Annotated in this window: 20 protein-coding genes and 1 pseudogene; 7 read left to right on the forward strand and 14 right to left on the reverse strand. The window is 64.5% G+C overall.

The genetic code is table 11. The features are described from left to right. Positions 1-62 precede the first annotated feature (62 nt). The 4 genes from AC0NIH_RS03460 to AC0NIH_RS03475 form a co-directional block, all read right to left on the reverse strand. On the reverse strand, positions 63-1,412 hold the full coding sequence (locus AC0NIH_RS03460) for a putative bifunctional diguanylate cyclase/phosphodiesterase (RefSeq protein WP_023765356.1): 1,350 nt from the start codon (positions 1,410-1,412) through the stop codon (positions 63-65). 190 nt (positions 1,413-1,602) lie between these two features. Then, positions 1,603-3,420: a GtrA family protein gene (locus tag AC0NIH_RS03465; protein ID WP_473466590.1), complete on the reverse strand. Its 1,818-nt coding sequence runs from the start codon at positions 3,418-3,420 to the stop codon at positions 1,603-1,605. Positions 3,421-3,556: 136 nt separating this feature from the next. Further along, complete coding sequence (locus AC0NIH_RS03470) at positions 3,557-3,955, reverse strand: GtrA family protein (RefSeq protein ID WP_473466588.1); 399 nt, start codon at positions 3,953-3,955, stop codon at positions 3,557-3,559. Continuing rightward, complete coding sequence (locus tag AC0NIH_RS03475) at positions 3,952-5,187, reverse strand: glycosyltransferase family 2 protein (protein ID WP_473466587.1); 1,236 nt, start codon at positions 5,185-5,187, stop codon at positions 3,952-3,954. The genes AC0NIH_RS03470 and AC0NIH_RS03475 overlap by 4 nt, the downstream gene beginning before the upstream one ends. 223 nt (positions 5,188-5,410) lie before the next feature. Between AC0NIH_RS03475 and gshB the strand changes: the two genes are divergently transcribed. The 3 genes from gshB to AC0NIH_RS03490 all read left to right on the forward strand — a co-directional run bounded on the left by gshB (position 5,411) and on the right by AC0NIH_RS03490 (position 9,216). Further along, positions 5,411-6,364: a glutathione synthase gene (gene gshB, locus AC0NIH_RS03480; protein WP_473466586.1), complete on the forward strand. Its 954-nt coding sequence runs from the start codon at positions 5,411-5,413 to the stop codon at positions 6,362-6,364. A gap of 64 nt (positions 6,365-6,428) precedes the next feature. Then, the gene (locus tag AC0NIH_RS03485; protein WP_473466584.1) at positions 6,429-7,493 is read left to right on the forward strand and encodes a glycosyltransferase; all 1,065 of its coding nucleotides are present in this window, start codon (positions 6,429-6,431) and stop codon (positions 7,491-7,493) included. A 190-nt stretch (positions 7,494-7,683) separates the two neighbouring features. Beyond that, positions 7,684-9,216 (forward strand): YifB family Mg chelatase-like AAA ATPase, encoded by a 1,533-nt coding sequence (locus AC0NIH_RS03490; RefSeq protein WP_023765350.1) that lies wholly within the window; start codon positions 7,684-7,686, stop codon positions 9,214-9,216. A 121-nt stretch (positions 9,217-9,337) separates the two neighbouring features. On the opposite strand, the gene AC0NIH_RS03495 is transcribed toward AC0NIH_RS03490, so the two are convergent. From AC0NIH_RS03495 to AC0NIH_RS03520, 6 genes and pseudogenes are all read right to left on the reverse strand, one after another. Continuing rightward, on the reverse strand, positions 9,338-11,509 hold the full coding sequence (locus tag AC0NIH_RS03495) for a malate synthase G (RefSeq protein WP_473466583.1): 2,172 nt from the start codon (positions 11,507-11,509) through the stop codon (positions 9,338-9,340). Between the two features lie 275 nt (positions 11,510-11,784). Then, entirely contained in the window at positions 11,785-13,827 is a 2,043-nt protein-coding gene (locus AC0NIH_RS03500) for a hydantoinase/oxoprolinase N-terminal domain-containing protein (RefSeq protein ID WP_473466581.1), read from the reverse strand. 184 nt (positions 13,828-14,011) lie between these two features. Continuing rightward, positions 14,012-14,382 (reverse strand): annotated as a pseudogene (locus AC0NIH_RS03505) (endonuclease domain-containing protein). 103 nt (positions 14,383-14,485) lie between these two features. Next, positions 14,486-15,112, reverse strand: coding sequence for a CDGSH iron-sulfur domain-containing protein (locus AC0NIH_RS03510; RefSeq protein WP_473466580.1), 627 nt, complete (start codon positions 15,110-15,112; stop codon positions 14,486-14,488). 122 nt (positions 15,113-15,234) lie between these two features. Further along, on the reverse strand, positions 15,235-15,606 hold the full coding sequence (locus tag AC0NIH_RS03515; RefSeq protein ID WP_224686369.1) for a hypothetical protein: 372 nt from the start codon (positions 15,604-15,606) through the stop codon (positions 15,235-15,237). A 159-nt stretch (positions 15,607-15,765) separates the two neighbouring features. Continuing rightward, positions 15,766-16,005 (reverse strand): DUF1127 domain-containing protein, encoded by a 240-nt coding sequence (locus AC0NIH_RS03520; protein ID WP_473466578.1) that lies wholly within the window; start codon positions 16,003-16,005, stop codon positions 15,766-15,768. Between the two features lie 246 nt (positions 16,006-16,251). Here AC0NIH_RS03520 and AC0NIH_RS03525 point away from each other — a divergent pair, with 246 nt between their 5' ends. After that, complete coding sequence (locus tag AC0NIH_RS03525; protein ID WP_473562721.1) at positions 16,252-17,760, forward strand: winged helix-turn-helix domain-containing tetratricopeptide repeat protein; 1,509 nt, start codon at positions 16,252-16,254, stop codon at positions 17,758-17,760. A 40-nt stretch (positions 17,761-17,800) separates the two neighbouring features. Here AC0NIH_RS03525 and AC0NIH_RS03530 read toward each other — a convergent pair whose 3' ends face one another. From AC0NIH_RS03530 to AC0NIH_RS03540, 3 genes are read right to left on the reverse strand one after another with little or no spacing between them, the layout of a single operon-like run. Next, positions 17,801-18,157: a hypothetical protein gene (locus tag AC0NIH_RS03530; RefSeq protein WP_023765343.1), complete on the reverse strand. Its 357-nt coding sequence runs from the start codon at positions 18,155-18,157 to the stop codon at positions 17,801-17,803. Positions 18,158-18,206: 49 nt separating this feature from the next. Further along, positions 18,207-19,688 (reverse strand): pyridoxal phosphate-dependent decarboxylase family protein, encoded by a 1,482-nt coding sequence (locus AC0NIH_RS03535; RefSeq protein ID WP_473466575.1) that lies wholly within the window; start codon positions 19,686-19,688, stop codon positions 18,207-18,209. Positions 19,689-19,703: 15 nt separating this feature from the next. Continuing rightward, positions 19,704-20,792, reverse strand: coding sequence for a PLP-dependent cysteine synthase family protein (locus AC0NIH_RS03540; RefSeq protein ID WP_473466574.1), 1,089 nt, complete (start codon positions 20,790-20,792; stop codon positions 19,704-19,706). A gap of 263 nt (positions 20,793-21,055) precedes the next feature. Here AC0NIH_RS03540 and AC0NIH_RS03545 point away from each other — a divergent pair, with 263 nt between their 5' ends. Beyond that, the gene (locus tag AC0NIH_RS03545; protein ID WP_473466608.1) at positions 21,056-23,041 is read left to right on the forward strand and encodes a transcriptional regulator; all 1,986 of its coding nucleotides are present in this window, start codon (positions 21,056-21,058) and stop codon (positions 23,039-23,041) included. Between the two features lie 94 nt (positions 23,042-23,135). Beyond that, positions 23,136-23,312 (forward strand): hypothetical protein, encoded by a 177-nt coding sequence (locus AC0NIH_RS03550; protein ID WP_473466573.1) that lies wholly within the window; start codon positions 23,136-23,138, stop codon positions 23,310-23,312. A gap of 117 nt (positions 23,313-23,429) precedes the next feature. On the opposite strand, the gene AC0NIH_RS03555 is transcribed toward AC0NIH_RS03550, so the two are convergent. Next, positions 23,430-23,972 (reverse strand): phosphatase PAP2 family protein, encoded by a 543-nt coding sequence (locus AC0NIH_RS03555; protein WP_473466571.1) that lies wholly within the window; start codon positions 23,970-23,972, stop codon positions 23,430-23,432. Positions 23,973-24,010: 38 nt separating this feature from the next. On the opposite strand from AC0NIH_RS03555, the gene AC0NIH_RS03560 reads away from it, so the two are divergent. Continuing rightward, entirely contained in the window at positions 24,011-24,493 is a 483-nt protein-coding gene (locus AC0NIH_RS03560; RefSeq protein WP_473466570.1) for a DUF2127 domain-containing protein, read from the forward strand. Positions 24,494-24,511 lie beyond the last annotated feature (18 nt).

Genomic DNA, 24,511 nt, shown 5'->3' on the forward strand with positions numbered 1-24,511 from the left:
CAAAAAGGCGACGGGACCGCGAAGCGGCATCATCGCATGGTGGGGAATGCCGCTAGCGCCGGTCAGATCGCCTTGGCGCGCAAGGCGCCGCGAAAGGAATCGCGGAGATAGCCGAGCGTGGCATCGGCATCGACCGGCTTGCCGAACAGATAGCCCTGCCCGCCGGCACAGCCGAACTGGACCAGGCGGTCGGCCTGCGCCTCCTCTTCGATGCCTTCGGCGACCACATCCATGCCAAGCCCCTCGCACATGGCGAGAATGGCGCGGATGATGTGCTCGGACGGCCGGTCGTCGAGAATGGAGGAGACGAAGGCGCGGTCGATCTTGAGCTTGTCGAAATGGAATTCGCGCAGACGCCCGAGCGAGGACTGGCCGGTGCCGAAATCGTCGAGCGAGACGCGGATGCCGACGCGGCGCAGGTCCTCGACGATCTGCGCGGCCGAGGCCGGGTCGTTCATCAGGCCGGTCTCGGTGATCTCGATCTCCAGCCGGCGCGGATCGAAGCCGGTGCGGTCGAGGATCGCCAATATGTGCAGGCCGGTGTTCTGGTCGACGAGCTGCGAAGGCGACAGGTTGAACGACAGGAACAGGTCCTTCGGCCAGCTGCGGGCCGCCTCGGTCGCCTTGCGCAACACCAGCTGCGACAGCGGGCCGATGATGCCGCGCTCCTCGGCGATGGGAATGAAGACGGTCGGCGGCACCGCGCCGAGGTCGCGGTCGGTCCAGCGCGCCAGTGTCTCGAAGCCGATGGTGCGGCGCGTGGTGAGGTCGACGATGGGCTGGAAATGCGGCTCCACCTCGCCGGCCGAGACGGCACGGCGCAGCGCCTGCTCGATGCGGGTGACGCGCTTGGCCGCCTCTTCCATCTCGCGGGTGTAGACGACGACCCGGCCACGGCCGGACCGCTTGGCGTGGTAAAGCGCCGTTTCGGCCTTGTTGATCAGGATCTCGGTGGTCTCGTCGCCCGAATAGAACAGCGAGCAGCCGACCGAGGCCGACAGCCTGGCGGTGCGTTCGCCGACATCGTAGGGCGCCGACAGGATCTCGATCAGCATGCGGGATTTCTCGGCCGCTGCTTCCTCCGAGAACACCAGCGGATAGAGGAAGGCGAATTCGTCGGCACCGATGCGGCAGACCGTCGAGTGGTCGTCCATCGAGGCGCGCAGCCGCATCGCGACCTGGATCAGGATGTCGTCACCGGCCTTGTGGCCGAACAAATCGTTGATCGGCTTGAAGCCGTCAAGGTCGAGGATGCCTACAGTGAAGGGTGCGGGATCGTCGGCACGATCGCTGATCAGGCGATCGACCTTGTCGAAGAAGCGGCGATGGTTGCCAAGCCCGGTCAACGGATCTGTGAATGCCAGATCCGTGCTCTCCCTGTTTGCCTGACCGGTGCCAAACGGAGTTTGCATCGGTGTCCCTGTTTTCTTGACGTCGGAATTTATGTTCGAGACTGGCAGGAAACTCTTTAGGAAACGTATCCCGAAAATCGATTTTTCGCGGCAAAAATGCATTGCCTCCGCGAAGGTGTCCGTGGCGCTTGAAAAGGCCTTTTCTTCACGCCGATTTTCAACCGGTTCTTCACGCCGATTTTCAACCGGCTCAATCGGTAGGACGGACGCGATAGAGCTCCAGCGGGGCGCCACGGGTCTCCGCCACCGGCTCCAGCCAATCCGGCACGCTGCCGCGCATCAGCCCGGCGAGAAAGCCGCCCGGCGCGTTGGTCGCGAAAAGCCGGCTCTCCGGATTGCCGCGGCAGAGCGCGACAAGGCCGACATGGTGGTTGTCGACGACGACTTTCGCGTCGCTGGCCGAGCCCAGCAAGGCATCGAACACGAGCAGGTTTCCGGCGACGTTGCGATGGTAGGGTCCGGCGAACACACGATGACCGGTGAAGGCGAGGATTGGCGAGCCGAGATTGGAGATGGCAAGCACGGTCGTGGCAGGCATCCGGCCGAGCGCTGCGAACGAGGCCTTGCCGTGGCAGGCCGCATCGGCGCTGGCGTCCTTGGCGGCGGCATTGGTTTCGAAGGCGCTCGATGCCGCCTCGGCGGCACCCGACCAGACCGCGTTGACCGAGATCAGCCAGGCCGTAGCCATCCTGAACATGGAGCCACGGGACGGGTTGGTCTCGGCCCGCTGCCGCCATTTGGCGATCCAGGCGGAAAGCGGGATCACCGCGAAGGCGATGGAGAAGGTCGAACCGCGCACTTCCCAGGCGCTGACCAGGAACGCCACCACCAGCAGCGCTGCGACGAGGCTATCCTGCCGCCGCCAGCCGCCATGGCTGAAGCGAAGCGCCATCAGGACGATTGCCACCAGCGGCGTGGCAAAACGCGCCACCACCATGGCCGGATTATCGAAGACTAGTCTAAAGATCGACTGCGCCTCTTCGATATGGCCGAGCCACATCTGCTTGAGGCGCGGGTCGAGACTGGCATAGGGCGCAGCCAGGCATTGCGGGAACAGGACGACCAGGACTGCCGCCAGGGCAAGCGCAAGCAGGCCAAGCGATGTCAGGCGATGGGCGCGCGTGGCGTTGGCGGCCTTCCATGAGGCGATCACGGCCAGACCGGCGCCTGCAAGCGCCGCGACCGCGAACTGCACGATCGAGAATGTATCGCATTGGGCTTGGCCCCATGCCGATGCCGGAACGGTGACGACGAAGACGAGAGCCGAGACGCCGGCGACGCCAAGACCGAAATCCCTCGCGATCAGCCTATCGCCGTCACCCTTGCCAATAAACAGCAGGGCGACGACGGCGCCGAGAGTACCGGCATAGGGAGCGCTTTCCATGCCGATGGCCAAACTCAGCGTAGCGCAGATGCCGGCAATAAAGGCGGCCGGCCGACGCGCGGGAGCTTCAAGCAGCAGAGCTAGGCTCGCTAGGGTCAGCATCAGCTGAATGTTGTGATGATCGAGCGCGCCTGGGGAGAAAATGCCGATATAAAACAATGCCGCCCCACCGACGACGATAGCGGGCAGCACCGCCTGCTCGCCGGCGAAGGCACGTGCGGCGCGGATGATGAAGAAGGCCGCAAGCCAGAACTGCAGGGCAGGCCAGACCACCTGCACGACCTGTTCGGCCAGGACGGTGTTGCCCATCAGGGCCGAAAGGGCACGGATACCGAGGGCCAGCGGCGCGTCGAGCAGTCGCGACCAGTGCATGACGAAGCCGCCTTCCAGCCCCATCCTGTACTGGTGCAGGTCGAACCAGCCCTGGCCGGCCAGGAGGTCGCGTACCTCGACGAGCTGCAGCAGGCTGTCATTGTCGCCCGCCGGATTGGCCAATTGCGGGAATCCGGCGGAGGCATTGACCATGAACGCCGCCAGCGTCGCAAGCAACGCCGCCAGCAGATCGGCCCGCCAAGCCGTGCGGGCACGGTCCTTTGAAGGCAGCGCGGTGTGAGCAGCGGTCATGGATCGACTTTCGGCCAATGGTCAGTGCCAGGCTAATGCCACTCGCTTCACAAAGCGTAAAACCGGAGCAATGCAAAGGTCTTTGCCCGTATGCATCTCGTTGCCGCAAACTGGGGGCACTTTTGGGCGGCAGGTATCAACCGCGCGCCGGAAAGACCCAGAGCAATGATGCGAAATAGCTAACCGTGCTTGTCGTGACGGTCGTCAGCGCGGACATGGCGACAGGCGACAGGCCGAAATGCGTTACCGCCACATGCGACACAAGACCGGAAAAGGCGGCGCATCCTGCTTGCAGCGCAAGATAGCGCGGGAAGGCCCTGGTGTGACCGTGCTCCGCACCGAAGGTCCAGCCGCGTTGCGCCGAGTAGGCTACGACGAACGCGATCGCATAGGCGATGGCGCTGCCGGCAAAGGGCGAAAGCCCTGATGATACCAGCAGCCATGAAAGCACGAACAGCAGCAACGCCGCGCCGACGCCAACCACCAGGAAACGGAACAGGCGCGTCCGGACAAGGGCCGGCAGCACGTCGGTCATTGATCCTCGCGTGCCCGCGCTTCGTGGGGTTGGCCGGCTTTCAGCCGCTTGACCGGGATCTCCAGGACACCGAGCAGGAATGCCGAAAAGAAGGCCTGGAACGAAATGACGATCAGGCTCAAGCCCAGCACGACGATGCGCGGGATTTCGGAATCGTTCAGCGGGCCGAAGCCAAGATGTGCCCAACGCAGCACGGCATAGCCGACGAACAGCACGCCACCGGCGAAGCAGATGCCGGCATTGGCGGCAAGACGATCGGTGCTGATGGTCCTGGTCAGCCAATCGGAGCCACGGCTGCGCGGCAGGATGCCGGTGATCTCGGCATAGTATCGCGATATGGCGCCAAAGGTGATGAGCTGGATACCGGTGATGATCATGAAGCAGGCGGCGACGAAGGTGTTGAGGTCGAGCGAAAGATTGTCGATCACCCGCAACGGCCCGAACACCAGCAGGGCCGCGAACAACAGGCCAAGGCTGGCGAGCACCGTGCCCGGTATGAAGAACATCCAGCGCGGGTTGTAGACCAGCAGGAATTTGAGATGCCGCCAGCCGTCACGCCAGGTCCTGAGGTGCGGCGGGCGGCTGCGGCCGTCGGGCTTGAGCGTGGTCGGCACTTCCTCGATGCGCAGGCCGGCAAGCGCGCTGCGCACCACCATTTCGCTGGCGAATTCCATGCCCGTCGTCTGCAGGTCGAGCTTGCGGATGCTCTCGGCGTTGAAACCGCGCAGGCCGCAGTGGAAGTCGCCGGTCCTGATGCGGAAAAACAGGCGGCCGACGAAGCTCAGCACCGGATTGCCGAGATAGCGATGCAGCGGCGGCATGGCACCGGCTTCGATGCCGCCCTGGAAGCGATTGCCCATCACCAGGTCGGCGCCGTCGCGCAAGCGCGCAATGAAGGCATCAAGCGCACCGAAATCGTAGCTGTCGTCGGCATCGCCCATGATGATGAAGCGGCCCCTGGCGGCGGCGATGCCGCCCAGAAGAGCAGCGCCATAGCCCTTTTGCGCCACCGGGACGACGCGGGCGCCGCCTTGGGCAGCGATCTCCTGCGAGCCATCGGTGCTGCCATTGTCGGCGATAAGCACCTCACCCAGGATTCCGGCCTTGTCGAGGAAGGCCCTGGCCTTGCCGATGCAGACGGCCAATGTCTCGGCCTCGTTGAGGCACGGCATCAGGATGGTGAGTTCAAGCTGTTTGGTCGAGGCGGCGCGGATGGCGGTGAGCGCGTTCATGGTCGTTGTTCCATCGGGGATCCCCGTCCGGCGCCTGCCGTTGGGATATTCGAGGCCTATTCTTGTATGGGAAGGCTTAAGAAAACGATGACGCAGGCACTTGCCTTGTCGGGATCGGGTGTGCGGGTTTGCGTCTTGCTGTTGCCGATCTTCCGGATGTGGCGATTGGCAGAAGGCGCCGGGACCCTTATATCGCTCTCGTCGACTGTGCTGGGGACTTGCCATGAAGCTGAAAATCGCCGTCCAGATGGACCACATCTCCACCGTGTCGATCACCGGCGACACCTCGTTCGCGCTGTCGCTGGAAGCGCAGCGGCGCGGCCACCAGCTTTTCCACTACACGCCCGACCGGCTGTCGATGCGCGACGGCAAGGTGTTTGCCCGCATCGAGGCGATGCAGGTGCGCGACGAGAAGGGCAGCCATTATTCGCTGGGCGAGAAGGTGCGCACCGACCTGTCGGAGATGGACGTCATCCTGCTGCGCCAGGATCCGCCCTTCGACATGAACTACATCACCACCACGCACATCCTGGAGCGCATCCATCCCGGGACGCTGGTCGTCAACGACCCGGCCTGGGTGCGCAACAGTCCGGAAAAGATCTTCGTCACCGAGTTCCCCGACCTGATGCCGGAGACGCTGATCACCAAGGATCCGCTCGAAGTCGCCGCCTTCCGCAAGGAGTTCGGCGACATCATCATCAAGCCGCTCTACGGCAATGGCGGCGCCGGCATCTTCCATCTGCTCGAGGGCGACCGCAACCTCGCCTCGCTGCTCGAAATGTTCGGCCAGATGTTCCGCGAGCCCTACATCGTGCAGCGCTATCTCAAGGACGTGCGCAAGGGCGACAAGCGCATCATCCTGGTCGACGGCGAACCGGTCGGCGCCATCAACCGGGTGCCGGCCGAGCACGATTCTCGCTCCAACATGCATGTCGGCGGCCGCGCCGAGAAGACCGAACTGACCGAACGCGAGCGCGAGATCTGCGCCCGTATCGGGCCCTCGCTGAAAGAACGCGGCTTCATTCTGGTCGGCATCGACGTCATCGGCGACTACATGACCGAGATCAACGTGACCTCGCCGACCGGCGTGCGCGAAGTCCAGCGCTTCGGCGGCGCCGATATCGCCAGCCTGTTCTGGGATGCAGTCGAGGGAAAGCGGCTGACGTCGGCCGCGTAATCGCCGCATGTTGGCTCTACGGCACGGGTACCGCCCTCCTACCGGATTCGAGATTGTCGGAACTATGCTGCGCCATCGCCGCAACCTCCGGAAAGGGCATCCTTCCGCGAAGGCGCAACCTGCTCTTCAGGCAAGCTTGCTGTCGGACGATCCGTTCATATCCTATTCGGGAATGTCCGGTACGCCCCTCGGATTGGCAAGTCATATGCCTCATCTTCCACGCAGCCATCGCGCCTGGTTTCTCATCTCCCCAACCTGGTCCATCGAAAACAATTCCAGCGTCAAAACGATCCGGACCTATGCCGTTCTGCATAGGCTTAGGAACCCCCGTCACTCGCTGATCTTCCTGTGCAACACACAAGCCGAGGTGGATCTGTTGAACCAGTCCGGTGAGGCCGCTTTCCTGCACAACAAGACCTCGACCACCTCCGAATATATATTCAGGCCGCTCGACGACATCGCTGTGGAATTTGATGCAATCTACAACGCGCAACTGGCTTCGTGGAAACGCCACGACCTGTCGCTTGGCATCCAGAGTTGCGCATTTGTCTTTTATCGCGATTCAATCGAGTCATCCACGGCGGAGTCGGAAAGAGCACGAATAAATCGGCACAGGGAGCTCGCGCCGGGCCACGTGTTTGTCAATCAGTTCGACAGCACCGGCAAGCCTGTCCGATTGGCGCCGGCTCAAGTGAACATGCATCTAAACCGTGCAGCCGTGGGAATTTGTCTCTCCGAAGTGGAGGGGCCAATGTTCGCCAGCACGGAATATCTTCTCGCGGGGCTTCCTGTGGTCACGACGCCGAACCATGGTGGCCGAGACCTCTATCTGGATCACGACTATTGCCTTAGGGTTCCACCCGATCCTCGATCCATCGCGGAGGCTGTCTTGGCCCTGAAGGAGCGGCGAATCCCCCGGACCTATATTCGTTCGCAAATTTTGAAACGAGTTGAACGGGACCGCGGGCGGTTCATAGACCTTGTTAATGAGATTTTTCTGGAAAGCGGCTCTTTGCGCCGGGTCTCCATGCCTTGGCCTTTCCGATATCCTGTCATGGAGTGGCTTCCACCCCAGATCGCAATCGATCGATCCCTTTCAGGTACGGTCGATGCTTTCATCACCGCTTAGACGGCAAGCGGAAGCGGCCGTTTTCATTTTGTCTTAACCATGTTCCGCTTTTGCAACCGGGCACGATCCGCCTGCAACCGCAGCGTTTGCCTGTTCTCGTAATGTTCTTGATTTGACCGAAGAATTGTGATTGTCTCCGCGACGGGTCATTCTTGGTCAATCGCAGGGGTTGCGGCCCGGGGGCTTAAAAATGGTGGCGCGGGTTCGCACGGTCGCTTTCCAGGGCATCGAGGCCGTGCCGGTCGACGTGCAGGTGATGATCGCGCCTGGCAAGGTCAACATGCACATCGTCGGCCTGCCCGACAAGGCTGTGGCCGAAAGCCGCGAGCGGGTGCAGGCGGCGCTGCATGCGTCCGGCCTGTCGATGCCGTCGAAGAAGGTGACCATCAACCTGGCACCCGCCGACCTGCCGAAAGAGGGCAGCCACTACGATCTGCCGATCGCGCTCGGCCTGATGGCCGCCCTTGGCGCCATTCCCGGAGACATGCTGGCCGGCTATGTCGTGCTCGGCGAACTCTCGCTCGATGGCACGATCACCGCCGTTGCCGGTGCCTTGCCGGCGGCGATCGGCGCCAATGCCGAGGGCAAGGGGCTGATCTGCCCGTTCGCCTGCGGACCGGAAGCCGCCTGGGCGGGGCGGGAATTCGACATTCTGGCGCCGCGCAGCCTTATTGCCATCGCCAACCATTTCCGCGGCACGCAGGTGCTGTCGCGGCCGGAGGCCGGCATCCACGCCTCGGCGCTGGACCTGCCCGACCTCGCCGACATCAAGGGCCAGGAGACCGCCAAGCGGGCGCTGGAGGTGGCGGCGGCCGGCGGACACAATCTCTTGATGATCGGGCCGCCGGGATCGGGCAAATCTATGCTGGCGCAGCGGCTGCCGTCGATCCTGCCGCCGCTGGCGCCGAAGGAGTTGCTCGAAGTCTCGATGATCGCCTCGGTGGCGGGCGAACTCGGCGAAGGCAAGCTGACCGACCGGCGGCCGTTCCGCGCGCCACATCATTCGGCGTCGATGGCGGCGATGGTCGGCGGCGGCATGCGCGCACGGCCGGGCGAAGTATCGCTCGCCCATCACGGCGTGCTGTTCCTCGACGAGTTTCCGGAATTCACACCACAGACGCTCGATGCGCTGCGCCAACCGCTGGAGACCGGCGACTGCATGATCGCGCGCGCCAACCATCGCGTCACCTATCCGGCGCGCATCCAGTTGGTGGCGGCGATGAACCCGTGCCGCTGCGGCATGGCCGGCGAGCCGGGCTATCGCTGCCTGCGCGGCGAACGCTGCCGCACCGACTACCAGGCGCGCATTTCGGGCCCGCTGCTCGACCGCATCGATCTCAGGATCGAAGTGCCGGCGGTCTCGGCGAGCGACCTGATCCGGCCAGACCGGGCGGAAAAAAGCGCGGCGGTCGCACTGCGCGTTGCCCGGGCGCGCACCATCCAGCGCGAACGCTTCGAACGGCTCGGCGCCACCCGCGCCACCACCAACGCGCATTGCGCGCCGGCGATGATCGAGGAGATCGCCATGCCGGATGCCGCCGGGCTGTCGCTGCTCAAGGACGCCAGCGAAAAGCTCGCCTTTTCGGCGCGCGCCTACCACCGGGTACTGAAAGTGGCGCGCACGCTCGCCGACCTCGACGCCAGCGAAACCGTCGGCCGCATCCATCTGGCCGAGGCGATTTCTTATCGCATGAGCTCGGAGCGAATGGCGCAGGCGGCGTAGAGCAATTCCAGGAAAAGCGTGAAACGGTTTTCCCGGGAAAGCGCATAGCGCTTTCCCATGGGAATTGCGTTAGCACAAAGAGATAGGGCGGTTCGCCGTTTGCGTGAAACGGGATGCGTTTTCAGGCCGTCGCTTTTGCCTTCAGCTCCAGCCGCCGCGCGTGCAGCACCGGCTCGGTGTAGCCGTTGGGCTGGATCGTGCCCTTGAACACCAGGTCGCAGGCGGCCTGGAAGGCGATCGAGCTGTCGAAATCCGGGGCCATCGGCCGGTAGAGCGGGTCGCCGACATTCTGGCGGTCGACGATGGCCGCCATGCGTTGCAGCGAATCCCGCACCTGGATTTGTGAGCACACTTTGTGGCGCAGCCAGTTGGCGATGTGCTGCGAGGAAATGCGCAGCGTGGCGCGGTCTTCCATCAGGCCGACATCGTTGATGTCGGGCACTTTCGAGCAGCCGACGCCTTGGTCGATCCAGCGCACGACGTAGCCCAGAATCCCCTGCGCGTTGTTGTCGAGTTCGCGCTGGATCTCGTCCGGCGTCCAGTTCGGCCGCACGGCGACCGGCACCGAGAGGATGTCGTCGAGTTTTGCCTTCGGACGGCTCTTCAGCGCCGCCTGCACCGCGTGGACATCGACCTTGTGGTAATGCGTGGCATGCAGCGTCGCCGCCGTCGGCGACGGCACCCAGGCGGTGTTGGCGCCGGCCTTGGGATGGGCGATCTTCTGTTCCAGCATCGCCGCCATCAAATCGGGCATCGCCCACATGCCCTTGCCGATCTGGGCGTGGCCGGCCAGACCGCATTCGAGCCCGGTGTCGACATTCCACGCCTCGTAGGCGGAAATCCAGGCGGCCTGCTTCATGTCGCCCTTGCGGATCATCGGGCCGGCTTCCATCGAGGTGTGGATCTCGTCGCCGGTGCGGTCGAGGAAGCCGGTGTTGATGAACACCACGCGCTCGCGTGCGGCGCGGATCGCCTCCTTGAGGTTGACGGTGGTGCGCCGCTCCTCGTCCATGATGCCCATCTTGATGGTATTCCCGGGCATGCCGAGCAGGGCTTCGACGCGGTCGAAGATCTCGACGGCGAAGGCGACTTCCTCCGGCCCGTGCATCTTGGGCTTCACCACATACATCGAGCCCGCGCGCGAATTCATCCGCCGCCCGTTCGGCCCGACATCGTGCAGCGCGATCAGCGCCGTCATCGCCGCATCCATGATGCCTTCCGGCACTTCGTTGCCGTCGCGGTCCAGGATCGCCGGGTTGGTCATCAGGTGACCTACGTTGCGCACCAGCATCAGCGAACGGCCGGGCACGGTGAGCTGGCCGCCGGCGGGTGCGGTGTAGACACGGTCAGGATTGAGTTTGCGGACAAAGCTCTTGCCGCCCTTGGTGATCTCTTCGGCCAGATCGCCCTTCATCAGGCCGAGCCAGTTGCGATAGACCACGACCTTGTCCTGGGCATCCACCGCGGCGACCGAATCCTCGCAGTCCTGGATGGTGGTCAGCGCCGATTCCAGGATGACGTCGGCAATGCCAGCCGGATCGGTGCGGCCGATCTGGTTGTCGCGGTCGATCACGATCTCGACATGCAGGCCATTTTTCACCAGCAGCACGGCTTGCGGGTTGGCGGCGTCGCCGCGATAGCCGACGAATTGCTTGGGATCGGCGAGCGTGGTGACGCCGGCGCCCTCACCCAGTTTCAGCGCGCCGTGCGCCACCAAGAGGCCGTTGACGCCAGCCCATTTTCCTGTGGTCAGCGGCACCGATTGATCGAGAAAGTCCTTGGCCCAGGCGATGACCTTGGCGCCGCGCGCGGGGTTGAAGCCCTTGCCCTTCCCGGCGCCATCGGTTTCGGGGATGGCATCGGTGCCGTAAAGCGCATCGTAGAGCGAACCCCAGCGCGCATTGGCGGCGTTGAGCGCATAGCGCGCATTCATCACCGGCACCACCAGCTGCGGTCCGGCGACGACAGCGATCTCTGCGTCGACATTGTCCGTCGACACGCTGAAGGCCGGCCCCTCGGGCACGATGTAGCCGATCTCCTTGAGGAAGCCCTTGTAGGCCTCCATGTCGATGGGGGCACCGTTGTCGCGATACCAGCCGTCGAGCTTCTCCTGCATGGCGTCGCGTTTTGCCAGCAGCGCCCGGTTCTTCGGCGCGAGGTCGTGGACGATGGCAGAAAAACCGTTCCAGAAGGCCGCCGCTTCGATGCCGGTGCCGGGCAGCGCCTCGGCGGCCACAAAATCATGCAGCTCGCGGGCAATCCGCAATCCGGCGATTTCGACGCGATCGGTCATCAGGCTACTCCAGATGAAAGGCTTTGCGGGGCGTTTGACATGTTGGGATTGCAGGGTCAATTCAGCTTAGGTTGAAGGCGAGCGTTTTGGCGAATTGGCGAAGACGGCGGCAACAGCGTCCTTCTCCCCGTTCTACGGGGAGAAGATGGCGGCAGCCAGATGAGGGGCGGCGCAGAGTTGTGTGAATAGCGGTACGGCGAAATCGCATTGGCCAGCGCTGCCCCTCATCCGCCCTTCGGGCACCTTCTCCCCGTGAAACGGGGAGAAGGAAGAAGCTACACCGCGATCCTTGGCCGTCCCGAGGCCACCGCGACCACATGCGCCTCGATGAACATGCGCTGGGCTTCGACCGTGGAAACCTTGAATTCGGTCGCCACCTCGATCTCGGCGCTGTCGGTGCCGGCATTCCTGGCGCGCTGCGCGACGATGGCGCGCACATCGGCCTCGGCGGCGGCGATCGCCGCCGCCTCGTCGAGGAAATCGCGCACGGTTTCGCCCGAGGCAAGGCGGAACAGTCCTTCCTTTGGCTGGCTGACCCGCGCCTCGGCCGAGACCCGCACCTGGCCAACGACGGCGCCGAGCGCGTTGGCGACATCGGTATCATCGGGCACAACGCACTCATTGCCGACCAGGGGCGCCAGGCCGGCATAATGCAGCGGCGCCGAAGCGCCGAGGCCGATGACGGGTCGGTCGAGTGCGACGCTGAGGCGGGCGATGCCGGGATGCGCGTCGACGGCGCGCTGCACCAGCGCGTGCGCGACCGTGGCCGCGCCGTCGAGCCCGTCCTCGGCAAAGGCGGTTTCGAGGATGTATTCGGCCGACCAGCGCGTCAGTGTCACCAGCACCCGCTCCGAGATCACCTCGGGCGACGCGGCGATGGGCTGGCCACGGCCGTCGCGCTTGCGAGCAAACAGCTCGGCGCCGAGGCGGGCGGTGGCGGCATCCCAGTTTGACTGCTTGCCCTGCACATGCGCCGCGTCCGAGGGGGTGAAGCCGCAAATGTGCACCAGCCCGCGCGAGACCAGCCGGTTCAAGGTGGCGTTCTGGGCATTCGACGTCAGCAGCCTGTCGAGGGCAAGCGGGGTCGCGCCGATCGCCTCGTAAAGCCGCGCCTCCGGAGCCGTCAGCCCGGCGGCGAGCCTGTCCGGCACGCCGGTGCGCACCGCGAAACGGCCATCCATGCGGCCGGTATTAGGTGCCCGCAGCTGGCGTTCGAGTTCCGATCTCACGGCGTCGCCATGCGCCATGCCAGCCAGTGCCAGCGGCACCAGGCGGCGCGGCCCAAGCAGGATCCTCGGGTTAAGCGCGCCATCTTCCAGCGCCACTTCGGAATCGCCGCCAAGGCCGAAGGTGCGCATGGCGACGGCCTCGACCATGGTGCGGAAGCCGCCGACGGTGGCGCCTTCCGGATCGAGGCGTGGACGCCCTCCGTCGAGCACGGCAACGTCGGTCGTGGTGCCGCCGATATCGGAGACCACGGCGTTGTCGAGGCCGGTCATGTGGCGGGCGCCGACCAGGCTGGCGGCTGGCCCGGAGAGGATCGTCTCGATCGGCCGCTGGCGGGCGAACGCCGCCGAGACCAGCGCGCCGTCGCCCCGCACCACCATCAAGGGGGCAGCGATGTTGCGCTCCGCGAGAAAGCCCTCGGTTGCCGCCACCAGCCGGTCGATCATCGAGATAAGCCTGGCATTGAGCAAGGTGGTCAGCGCCCGGCGCGGGCCGCCGAGCTTGGCCGACAGTTCGTGACTCGATGTGACCGGCAGGCCAGTTTTTTCCCGGATCAGCTCGCGGGCGGCGACCTCATGAGCCGGATTGCGGGTGGCGAAATAGGCGCAGACGGCAAAGCCGGACACCGAGGCGCCGAGTTCAGGCAAGGCGGCCTCAAGCCCGGAAAGATCGAGCTTGGCGGCATTGCCGTGGACATCGTGGCCGCCCGGACAAAACACCACCGGATCGGTGCCGAGTGCTGCCTTCAGCCCGTCGCGGGCGAGATCTGCCTCGGAAAAGCCGATCATGATCAGCGCGACACGGCCGCCCTGGCCCTCGACCAGCGCGTTGGTGGCGAGCGTGGTCGACATAGAGACCAGTTTGATCGCGGCCGGATCGGTGCCGGCCTTGTGCAGCACCGCGTCGACAGCGCCGGAAATGCCGACGGCAAGGTCGTGCCGCGTGGTCAGCGCCTTGGCCTTGGCCAGCACCTTGCCCTTGTTCGGCCCCTGCTGCGGGCCTTCGGTCTCGGACCACAGCACGGCATCGGTATAAGTGCCGCCGGTATCGATCCCGAGGAACAGCGGTTTTGGCTTGGGCTTGGCGGTCATTGGCGGTCCGATGGCGAATTTTCTGCCTCAGCCCTTAGCCGATACGGGCCGACCGATAAAGCCGCGAGCGCTGGGCCAAGGGAGGAGTTCGATCTCCCCCCTCGTGGGGGAGATGTCCGGCAGGACAGAGGGGGGCGCTGTCCCGCCGGCCTACCCACGATTACAGTTCCTCCCGCCGATCCATTCAAGACGTTCCATCGAGCCCAGCCGCAATCACAATATGCTGGCAGACATTGTCGATGTCGCGGATGATGTCGTCGTTCCAGAAGCGCAAGACAGTCCAGCCGTCTTGCTCCAAGCGCAATGTCCTTGTTTCGTCGATGGCGACCGCGCTGGCTTCCGCATGCTGCGAGCCGTCGACTTCGACGACGAGTTTCTGTCCGGACAAGCGAAGTCGACAATGTAACTAGCGACCGGAAATTGTCGGCGGAAGCCAAGCCCCATCAGACGGTGCGCGCGAAGCTCGTTCCAGAGCTTCAATTCGGCTGATGTCATGACCTTGCGCATCGATCTGGCGTTTGCGCGGTGCCTTGGCGGCAATGGCGTATGAGGCATTGCGATGCTCGGTGGCTGTTGAAGTTAGTGCCCTACGGCGCCCCCCTCTGTCCTGCCGGACATCTCCCCCACGAGGGGGGAGATTGGCAGCTCGGCCGCTTAGCTACCCCACAAACCCAACCCTCTTGTGCGACCCATCGCAGAACGGCTTGTTGGCCGAGTGACCGCAGCGGCAGAGGAAGGTGCGTTGCGTGCGGTCGACGGTATGGCCGGTGCCGGTGACGATCTCGAGATTGCCCTCGAGCTTGAGCGGGCCGTTCGTCGTCGGGGTCACCGTCAGCGGGCCATTCCTCGCTTCGAGCGCCGGCGTGTCCTTCAGCGCCGGTTCGCCGGTGGCGGTGAAACCGGCCGTGGTGTGGCTGCCGTCGCAGAACGGCTTGTTTTGCGAAGCGCCGCAACGGCAGAGCGTGGCGCGGTGGAAAGTCTCGCCGGCGAGCACGATCTCGGCGTGCACGGCGAGCGGGCCGTTTTCGCGCAGCCGCACTGTGTTGACCACCGGCGGCTGTTCCTGCGGCCCGCCATCCTTCCTGGCGTAGGTGATGGCGCCGGACGGACAGCTTTCGGCGATGGCGACGATCTTCTCGACGCTGGCCGCCTCGGGATGGATCCATTGGCCCGGCGCGTTGGGCACGAAAACGTGCGGGTCACCGAGCACGCAGTTGCGCGAGTGGATGCAGCGCTTGCCGGAGAACCCGACGTCGATCTTCTCGCCCTCGACCGTGCCCGCCATTGCCGTGCTCCTGTTGCCTGGAGCACGCCGCATCTCAAAAGGGAGCTGTACGGCGCGCTCTGGGTGATCGTCTCGACGCAGGCTAGGGCGTCGGCGGGAAAAACGTCAAGCTGGCAAGCCGGTCAGGGGACCAGATTGATCTCCTCGGTCTCGCCGCCGCTGCAGGTGTAGCAGCAATCCTCGCATTTTTCCTTGTTGCCGGGGCCAACGCCCCAGTAGGTCTCCTCGTCGCCATCGACCCAGGCGCCGTAGCAGATCGATTCGCCCTCGTTGCAGGAGATCGGCAGCTGCTTGGTCTCGCCATCGTCGAGATAAAAGTCCTTGCCACCGCCGGGCCAGATATAATCGCGGTCCTGGCTGTAGAGCTCGACGCGCATGGCGTTGGGATGGCTGTTCTTGATGGCAAAGGTGACGTCGCCGGCATGGGCGGCTGGTGCGACAAGGACGGCAAGCAAAAACGCGGCGGCGAACCGGCGCGCGAAAGTGAAAGACATGAAAACCCCCGATGAAGAATCGGCCCCACGGCCGATCCCGGGATCATGGCATGATGCAGGCGATCGCTAAAGGGACGACGGCGACAATCCCTTCAATAATCCGACCCCGCCCTTCAACAACCGACCCCGGACCTCAAGGTTCCCTCATGCTTTCGGCTGTCATCGTTGCCAGAAGGGCAGCTTGGCGATCTCCGCCTCGGCTTGCCGTTTCGTCAGGCCGATGTCGTCGATCAAATGGGGATTCGCCAGCGACATCTGCTTGAGCTCCCAGCGAAAGCGGGCTCGGTTCCGCCAGGCCGCGATCGCGCCGCGCAAGGCCGCCAGGCTGTAATGCCGACGCGACGTCCGCCCAGCAGGCCGCGCTGCCTGATGCCGGACCGGTGCAAGGGTATTGTTCATGACAACCTCCATGGAGTTCCAAGGGTTGGGGGTTCCAGGGTTGGGAGACCCTCGACCTGAATGAATGAGGTTGAATTCTGCCGGATACGGACGGCGCCGTAATTAAAGCCTCCCAAATAGTTCTCAAAAGTTCCAAACGGGCTCTAACCATTTGTTTTCGATGTAATTCCCCCGGGAAAGCGCGCCCTGCTTCCGCCCGGAAAAGCGCTTCGTACTTTTCGCGGAATTGCTCTATAGATGCGCTCCATGCAGGGATCGCGCTTTGCCTTCGGTCCGTTCGTGCTTGATCCGGACGCAGGGACGCTGCTTCGGAACGACGAGCCCGTTGCCGTCGGCTACCGCGGGCTGAAGCTGCTTGCGGCGTTTGTCGAACGGCCGGGGGAAATCCTGGCCAAGGCGGCGTTGATGGATGCGGCGTGGCCGGGCACCGCCGTCGAGGAAGGCAACCTCACCGTCCAGATCGCGCAGCTGCGCAAGCTGCTTGGTCCGGCCATCGATGGCGGTGAATGGATCACCACGGTTCCGCGCGTCGGCTACCGCTTTACCGGGGCCATCGAACAGCTCGCCGGCGCGAAGCGAAAAACCTTGCCGCTGCCCGACAAACCATCGATCGCCGTCCTGCCATTCGTCAATCTCAGCAACGATCCCGGGCAGGAAGCCTTCGCGGACGGGTTGACCGAAGACCTGATCACCGACCTGTCGCGGGCCTCCGGCCTGTTCGTCATCGCGCGCAACTCGACCTTTGCCTACAAGGGAAAGGCGATGGACGTGCGCGAGATCGCCAGGGAGCTTGGCGTGCGCTATTTGCTGGAAGGCAGCGCACGGCGCGCCGCGGAACGCGTGCGCATCAATGCCCAGCTGGTCGACGCGATGAGCGGCGAACACCTGTGGGCGGAACGCTTCGATCGCCGGCTGGACGATATCTTTGCCGTACAGGACGAGGTGATCGCCAAGATCGTCGAGGCGCTGCTCGGCCGGCTGCGCGCGCCGCCGCCACGCAACCGGCCCAGCAATCTCGAGGCCTACGATCTCTGCGTGCGGGCGCGCAAGCTGATCGACGATACGCCGCAGACGGCGCGGGAAGCGCATCTGATGCTGACGCGCGCGATTGCGCTCGATCCGGACTATGCCGAAGCCTACCGCTGGCTGGCCATGAACCATTGGATGGGGTGGGTGCATTGGGGCGAACCCGTCGAGCCCAACCGCCGCGTTGCCCTTGAGCTGGCGCGCAAGGCGGTGGCGATCGACCCAAATGATGCCGGCTGCCGCTGGGTGCTCGGCAATTTGCTTGCCTACGAGCGCAGTTTCGCCGAGTCGGAGGCGGAGTTCGCCAAGGCATTCGAACTCGACCCGAACGAGGCCGACGCCTGGGCGACATTGTCGGACATCGCGGTGCTCGCCGGACGGATCGAGGAGGGCATGGAGCAAATCCGCAAGGCGTTCCGGCTCAATCCGTTCCCGGCAAGCTGGTACTATCTCACCCTCGGCCAGGCGCAATATGCGGCGCGCGATTACGAAGCCGCGGTCGAGACCCTGCGCAGGGACGAGACCTATCGCACGAGTTCACGCCGTTTCCTGGCGGCAAGCCTGGCCCAACTGGGCCGGCTCGACGAGGCGCGCGCGGAGGTCGAACTATTCCTCGTCAGCAACCCGCATTTCACAACCAGCCACTGGGTCTGGACCGAGCCTTTCCGCGACGACGCGATGCTCGAGCATTTCGTCGACGGCTTCCGCAAGGCCGGCCTTCCGGATTGATGCGCCTGCGCGATCTCCCGTGCAGGGTCAGAAGCGCCGATCACGGCACCAGATCGATCGTTTCGGTCGAGTGCTCCACGCAGATGAAGCAGCAGGTATCGCAAGGTTGGTCGTTATCAGGCCCGACGCCGGCGGATATCTGATCATTGCCGTCGACCCAGGCGCCGTAGCAGATGCGCTCACCCTGATTGCAGGTGAGCGGCACCGATTTCTGCGAGCCCGGATCGATCAGGAACACCTTGTCGTTGCCCGGCCAGACCGTCTCGCGGTCGCGGCTGAACAGCTCGACCGCAACCGCTTCCTTGCGCAGGTTCTTGACAAAGAAGGCCATGTCGGCGGCCTGCGCCGAAGTGGCGAAGACCAATGCCGCAAATGCTGCCATGCGAAACAGCGTCACCGCCGGACCTCCCCGAATCATCGCGGCAGAATCGCATGCCTGCCGGGAACTAGGAAGACGCTGAACCCGCGATCTCCCGTCCCAACCGCATCGTTTCCCGCACCAGAAGGTCGAGATCGTCGCGCCTTGTGCGATGGTTGGCAATCGCCACGCGCAGCCAGTGCTCGCCATGCACCGTGGTATCGGAGAGGGTGGCAATGCCCTGCTCCTGCAGCCGCAGCATGATTTCTGTGTTGAGCGCCTTCAGCGCCTCGCCGCTGACGCCGGGCTGATAACGGAAGCAGACGATGTTGATGGTTGGCGGCATGGCCAGTTGCAGCGACGGCTCGGCCTCGATCAGCCCGGCGAGATATCCGGCTTGCGCGATGTTCTGGTCGATCAGGCGGCCGAACTTGTCGATGCCGTGCTGTTTCAGCGCCATCCACACTTTCAGCGCGCGAAAGCCGCGCGAGGTCTGCAGGCCGTAATCGTGCAGCCAGTCGCCGGAGGCAAGGCCGCGCGGCGTCGATTCCAGATATTCCGGCGTGACCGCGAAAGTGCGGCGATGCGCGATCGCATCCCTGACCAGGGCACAGCCGGCCTCGAACGGCGCGTGCAGCCATTTGTGCGGGTCGAGCGCGATCGAATCCGCCCATTCGATGCCGGCAACGCGATGCGCATTGTCAGGCGCAATCGCAATCAGCGCGCCGATGCAGCCATCGACATGGAACCAGAGGTCTTCCTCATGCGCGAGTTTGGCGAGTGCCCGCAGATCGTCGATCGCGCCGGTGTTCACCGTGCCGGCATTGCCGATGAGGCAGGCCGGTTTGAAGCCGGCCGCACGGTCTTCCGATATCGCTGCCCGCAAGGCCGATATGTCGATGCGCAGCCCGGCGTCGGACGGGATGCGTCGCAGCGCGCGATTGCCGAGGCCGAGCGCTTCCATCGCCTTGCGGTGGCAGGAATGTATCTGGTCCGAGCCATAGAAGCGCAGCGGCTTTTCAATGGCGGCGACGCCGTGTTCGCGCACGTCGATGCCGGCCTTGGTGTTGCGCGCAACCGTCAGTCCGATGATGTTGGCCATCGAGCCGCCGCTGACCAGCGTGCCCGAGGCGGAAGCCGGGAAGCCCAGCATCTCCTTGCACCAGCTGACCACCTGGTTATCCATCAGCCCGGCGGCGTGGTTGCCGCCGCCGAGGTTGGAGCCCTGGATCGCCGCCAGGAAATCGCCGAGCGCGCCGGTGAAATTGCTCGATCCCATGTACCAGGCCCAGAAGCGCGGATGGACGTTGCCCATCGGATAGGACATCACCGTGCGGGAGACCTCGCCATAGACCGCGTCCAGCGGCGCCGGCGATCGCGGCAGGGGTGCCGTGAAAGCCTCTCTCACATCAGCCGGCATCTCCCGCCAGACCGGGCGGCCGCGCACGTCGCGCAGATAGTCGACTGCCTCGTCGATGACCCGATGCGACAGGGCCTGGACTTCGGCCCAGTCCAAGGGGTCAAGCGTTTCCTCGGTCACCATGCCGAGGCTTTCCGGCGCGACGTCCATGACAGCCTCCTCCCGTCAAGCCACAGGGAATTGGCAGCCCGGCGTCGAACGCGACAGCGCCGTCTCGTCGGCGTCCATCTCGGCCTCGATGCCGTCGAAGAGCGGCGTCGACATGTAGCGTTCGCCGGTGTCGGGCAGCATGCACAGGATCACCGCGCCGGCCGCCGCATTCTCCGCGACCTGACGCGCCACGGCGAAGGTGGCGCCGCCGGAAATGCCGGTGAAGATGCCTTCCTGGCGTGCCAGCGCCTTGGCCCATTTGATGCCCTCGGGCCCGGCGACCGGCATCACCTCGTCATAGAGGCTGGTGTCGATCGCCTCCTGCAGGACATTGGGGATGAAGTCCGGCGTCCAGCCTTGCACCGGATGCGGCTCGAAGGCCGGATGGCTGGCCGCAGGCGCGCCATCGGCGCCGCGCTGCTGCGCCTTGCCGCTGCCGATGAGCTGCGCGTTGGCCGGTTCGGCGAGCACGATGCGGGTGTCCGGCCGCTCGCGGCGCAGGACGCGCCCCACGCCGACGACGGTGCCGCCGGTGCCATAGCCGGTGACGAAGCAGTCGAGCCGCGAGCCGGCGAAATCGTTGATGATCTCGCGCGCGGTGGTCGCCTCGTGGATGGCGGCGTTGGCTGCCGTCTCGAACTGTCGGGCGAGGAACCATCCATTGGCCTCGGCCAGTTCCACCGCCTTGTTGTACATGCCGAAGCCCTTTTCGGCGCGCGGCGTCAGCACCACCTTGGCGCCCAGCATGCGCATCAGCTTGCGGCGCTCTACGGAAAAGCTATCGGCCATGGTGACGACCAGCGGGTAGCCTTTCTGCGCACAGACCATGGCGAGCCCGATGCCGGTGTTGCCGCTCGTCGCTTCGACCACAGTCTGGCCGGGCTTCAGTGTACCGCTGCGCTCGCCTTCCTCGATGATATTGAGCGCCAGGCGGTCCTTCACCGAGGCGCCAGGGTTGAAGAACTCGGCCTTGACGTAGATGGTCGCATGGGCCGGTCCGAGATTGTTGACGCGCACCGCCGGCGTGTCGCCGACGGTATCCAGAATGCTGTCGAACAGGCGGCCGCGCCCGGCGGTGGTCCTGATCTTTTGTTTGTTCAACATCCTTGATCTCCTCGATCGTTGTGTCTCGTCGTCGTGTCTGCCTTCACAGGCCGGTTACAAACCGACGGTTTGGGCGGCGAGGTTTGGAGACCTTGCCGCGCTAGGACTGATCTTACGGCACTGCGGCAATGGCCGCGGCCGGCGCGAAAACGCGCTGCCGGATGCCGTATCGTGTTTGATGATACAGCAGGGGCCGACAGGCCAGCGTGGGAGCAGGCGTGGAAACAGCCGTGGAATCCGCACCATCGAGACTGGATCGCGACATGCCGATCCTCTCCGTGCGCACGCTCGGATCGCTAGCGGTAATGCGCGATGGCGTGCCGGTGGCACTGCCGGCGTCGCGCAAGGTGCGCGCATTGCTTGCCTATCTGGCACTGGCGCCGCATCCGGTCGGGCGCGGCCGCCTGTGCGAAATGCTGTGGGATGTGCCGAACGACCCGCGTGGCGAATTGCGCTGGTGCCTCAGCAAGCTGCGCGGCGTGCTCGACACGCCGGACCGGCGCCGGGTCCTGACGCAGGGCGACACGGTCGCACTCGATCTCGACGATTGTCCTGTCGACGCGCTGGAGGTGAGCCACGCCGCGACACAGGGGATCGAAACGCTTGAATTGGAGCCGTTGCGAACGCTGGCCGGGCTCTTCGCCGGCGCGTTCCTCGACGGGCTGGAGCTCGACCGCAGCCCGCTTTTCGACAGTTGGCTGATCGCGCAGCGGCGGCGCCTCGGCGCTTGCCATGCGGCGGTGCTGGAGCAGCTTGTCGAAAGATTGCCGGCGGATTGCGACGAGGCGATCGGCCATCTCGACAAATGGGTGGAACTGGCGCCGTTCGACGGGCGCGCACACGCCGCGCTGCTGGCCAGCATGGCCCGGCGCGGCGAGGTTGGCGCGGCCGAGCGGCATCTGGCGGCGGCGCAACAGTTGTTCCAGTCGGAGGATCTGGATTTCGCTCCGCTCCGCGCCGCCTGGCGGACGATCCGCGATCAGGCGCCGGCGGTCTCGCTCCGGGTGCCGCCGGTGTCCGCGCTGTCGCAGCCGCTGGCGCCATCGGGCGATGCCGGCGCGGTCGAACCAAGCCACGCTTCGCTGGCGGTGATGCCGTTTGTCGAGGAAGCCGGCGGCACGCGCGGCGGGCTTGCCGATGGTTTCACCCACGACATCATCACCCGTCTCGCCAAGCTCAGGGATTTCTTCGTCATCGCGCGCGGATCGGTGTTCGCGTTGGCGCAGATGAACATCGCGCCGGACGAAGCCGGCAGAAAACTGAATGTCGACTACGTCGCCACCGGCACGGTGCGCAGCCCGGCCGGCCGCCTCATCGTCAGCGTCGAGCTTATCGAGGTGCGCACGGCCAGGATCGTCTGGGCCGAGACCTTCGAACGCCGGCCCGACGACATCTTCGCCGTGCTCGACGATATCGGCGACAGCATCGTCTCGTCGATCTCGGCCGAGATCGAAACCGTCGAGCGCAACCGCGCCATGCTGAAGGCGCCCAATTCGCTCAATGCCTGGGAGGCCTATCATCGCGGCCTCTGGCACATGTACCGTTTCACGCAGGCGGAAAACGAGCAGGCGCGGAATCTCTTTGCCACGGCCGTCGAACTCGATCCGACCTTTGCCCGCGCCCATGCCGGCCTCTCCTTCACCCATTGGCAGGCCGCCTTCCAGCGCTGGGGCGACCGCGACCGCGAAAGCGCGCTGGCCTTCGAAAGCGCCGGCCAGAGCGTGCTGGTCGACGACCACAATCCGGCCGCGCACTGGGCGATGGGACGGGCGCTGTGGCTGCGCGGCGAGCAGGACGGGTCGCTCTCCGAACTCGAACGCGCGGTCGACCTCAGCCCGAATTTCGCGCTCGGCCACTACGCGCTGTCCTTCGTGCATTCCCAGTCGGGCGACCCGCAGGCGGCGATAAGTTCGTCCGACCATTCGCGGCATCTCAGCCCCTTCGACCCGCTGCTGTTCGGCATGCTGGGCGCGCGGGCGATGTCGCATGTCCGGCTCGGCCAGTTCGAGGAGGCGGCCGAATGGGCGCTGAAGGCGGCAGCACGGCCCAACGCCCACGCCATCATACTGGCGATCGCCGCGCATTGCCTGGCGCTGGCCGGTCGACTCGACGAGGCGCACGGTTTCGCCGCCGCCATCCGCAAGACAATGCCCGATTACCGCGCCGACGATTTCATCGGCACCTTCCGCTTCGAGCCGGATGCCGAGGCGCTGTTCCGGCAAGGCGCCAGGCGCATCGGCCTGAACTGAAGCTGCGCGCGCTATCGTTAACAAAGCCGGAAGGAGTTGTTTAACCGTTCACCTCTATGTGACGCGCCGGGGGGTCCATGGCAAAGTGAGTATGATGAGCGACAGCCCCGACAAGCGCAGCGAATGGCGCGCCATTCTTTATGTACAGGCCCGCGTCGCCATCCTGTTCGTTCCGGTGGTGGCCAGCCTGCTCGCCATCGCCGCCCTTGCCGGCAACGAGCGCAAATCCGTTCCCGATATCGACCGGACGGTCACCGGGTCGGTGCGATAAGAATAGTCGCCCTGGGCGCCTCTCGGAAGCTTCGAACTGGCTCTGGCACGGGACCATCCGTGTCGAAGGATCGCCCGGCATACCCTCCGTCCGAACGCCTCTTCACGCCGCGCGGACCTACAGAATACTAGTCACCAGTTTGTCCAGCCTGGTGTTCTCGCGGTAAGCCAGTCGTACCACGACGGCGCCCAGGACACCGGTGATGGCCCCACCGATAACATCGGTCAGGTAGTGCGTCCCGATGTAGATTCTCGACCAGCAGATCAGCAATGCCACGATGAACAACGCAATCGTCCGGCGCGGAAGACCTTGCATTGCAAAGGCCGCAACAATCGCAATGGTGGCTGTCGCGTGATCGGAAGGGAATGACCAGTCGGCGCTGGGCGCAATCAACAGATGCGTCACGCCGGCATCATAGGGCCGCATCCGATGCACAAACAGAAGAATGAACTGGTTGATCGCCAGGCCGAGCAAGAACGCCAGACCGGCCGACAAGGTCGCGTGACGAACATGGTAGCGGTCAACCTTCGCCCACCATTGCAGGACCACAGCCAGTACCAAGAGGGGAACGCCGATTTGTGAGACGCCGATCATTGCTCTATCAAGAAGAGGGCTGATACCGGCCTCAGCATTTATCCAGTGCGTTAAAGCTGCATCCATTTGTCGTTGGTTTCCGTAGTTGATCGTGAGGTGGACTTTTGACACCCGTCGATGAGCACCGCATCCATCAGATTTTCGAGGTCAGTGTCTGGCTCAAAGGCGCACATGCCCTGATCGAATGTGTCGGAGGGATCCTGCTTTATGTCGTCACCACCGATGCGATTGTCTCCTGGGTCAATGCCCTCACCGAAGAGGAATTGATCGAAGATCCGAACGATTTCATAGCTGGCCATCTGTCGCAGATGGCAAGCCATTTTTCGGTTGCCAGCAAGGAGTTTTACGCCTTCTACCTGCTCAGCCACGGCCTGATAAAGCTGGCCCTGGTCGTCGGGCTCTTGAGAGGCAAGCTTTGGTCGTATCCGGCATCGCTGGCGGCATTGGGCTTGTTCATGGCCTATCAAGTCTACCGCTACTCATACACCCATTCGTTCGGCCTGCTTGTGCTGACCGTCTTCGACGCGGCCGTCATGCTGCTGATCTGGCACGAGTGGAAGGTGGTGGGGTGGCACAAGCCCGCATGACAGTTGAACTGCGGCTAC

This window comes from Mesorhizobium sp. WSM1386, from assembly GCF_055901595.1.

Excerpts from the sequence above, each read along its gene's own strand:
- AC0NIH_RS03485 (WP_473466584.1), top strand. The coding sequence starts at position 6,429 with ATGCTGCGCCATCGCCGCAACCTCCGGAAAGGGCATCCTTCCGCGAAG.
- AC0NIH_RS03535 (WP_473466575.1), bottom strand. The coding sequence starts at position 19,688 with ATGGACGTCGCGCCGGAAAGCCTCGGCATGGTGACCGAGGAAACGCTT.
- AC0NIH_RS03520 (WP_473466578.1), bottom strand. The coding sequence starts at position 16,005 with ATGAACAATACCCTTGCACCGGTCCGGCATCAGGCAGCGCGGCCTGCT.
- AC0NIH_RS03470 (WP_473466588.1), bottom strand. The coding sequence starts at position 3,955 with ATGACCGACGTGCTGCCGGCCCTTGTCCGGACGCGCCTGTTCCGTTTC.
- AC0NIH_RS03525 (WP_473562721.1), top strand. The coding sequence starts at position 16,252 with ATGCAGGGATCGCGCTTTGCCTTCGGTCCGTTCGTGCTTGATCCGGAC.
- AC0NIH_RS03550 (WP_473466573.1), top strand. The coding sequence starts at position 23,136 with ATGAGCGACAGCCCCGACAAGCGCAGCGAATGGCGCGCCATTCTTTAT.
- AC0NIH_RS03555 (WP_473466571.1), bottom strand. The coding sequence starts at position 23,972 with ATGGATGCAGCTTTAACGCACTGGATAAATGCTGAGGCCGGTATCAGC.
- AC0NIH_RS03460 (WP_023765356.1), bottom strand. The coding sequence starts at position 1,412 with ATGCAAACTCCGTTTGGCACCGGTCAGGCAAACAGGGAGAGCACGGAT.
- AC0NIH_RS03495 (WP_473466583.1), bottom strand. The coding sequence starts at position 11,509 with ATGACCGATCGCGTCGAAATCGCCGGATTGCGGATTGCCCGCGAGCTG.
- AC0NIH_RS03500 (WP_473466581.1), bottom strand. The coding sequence starts at position 13,827 with ATGACCGCCAAGCCCAAGCCAAAACCGCTGTTCCTCGGGATCGATACC.
- gshB (WP_473466586.1), top strand. The coding sequence starts at position 5,411 with ATGAAGCTGAAAATCGCCGTCCAGATGGACCACATCTCCACCGTGTCG.
- AC0NIH_RS03490 (WP_023765350.1), top strand. The coding sequence starts at position 7,684 with ATGGTGGCGCGGGTTCGCACGGTCGCTTTCCAGGGCATCGAGGCCGTG.
- AC0NIH_RS03540 (WP_473466574.1), bottom strand. The coding sequence starts at position 20,792 with ATGTTGAACAAACAAAAGATCAGGACCACCGCCGGGCGCGGCCGCCTG.
- AC0NIH_RS03465 (WP_473466590.1), bottom strand. The coding sequence starts at position 3,420 with ATGACCGCTGCTCACACCGCGCTGCCTTCAAAGGACCGTGCCCGCACG.
- AC0NIH_RS03515 (WP_224686369.1), bottom strand. The coding sequence starts at position 15,606 with ATGTCTTTCACTTTCGCGCGCCGGTTCGCCGCCGCGTTTTTGCTTGCC.
- AC0NIH_RS03475 (WP_473466587.1), bottom strand. The coding sequence starts at position 5,187 with ATGAACGCGCTCACCGCCATCCGCGCCGCCTCGACCAAACAGCTTGAA.
- AC0NIH_RS03510 (WP_473466580.1), bottom strand. The coding sequence starts at position 15,112 with ATGGCGGGCACGGTCGAGGGCGAGAAGATCGACGTCGGGTTCTCCGGC.
- AC0NIH_RS03545 (WP_473466608.1), top strand. The coding sequence starts at position 21,056 with ATGCCGATCCTCTCCGTGCGCACGCTCGGATCGCTAGCGGTAATGCGC.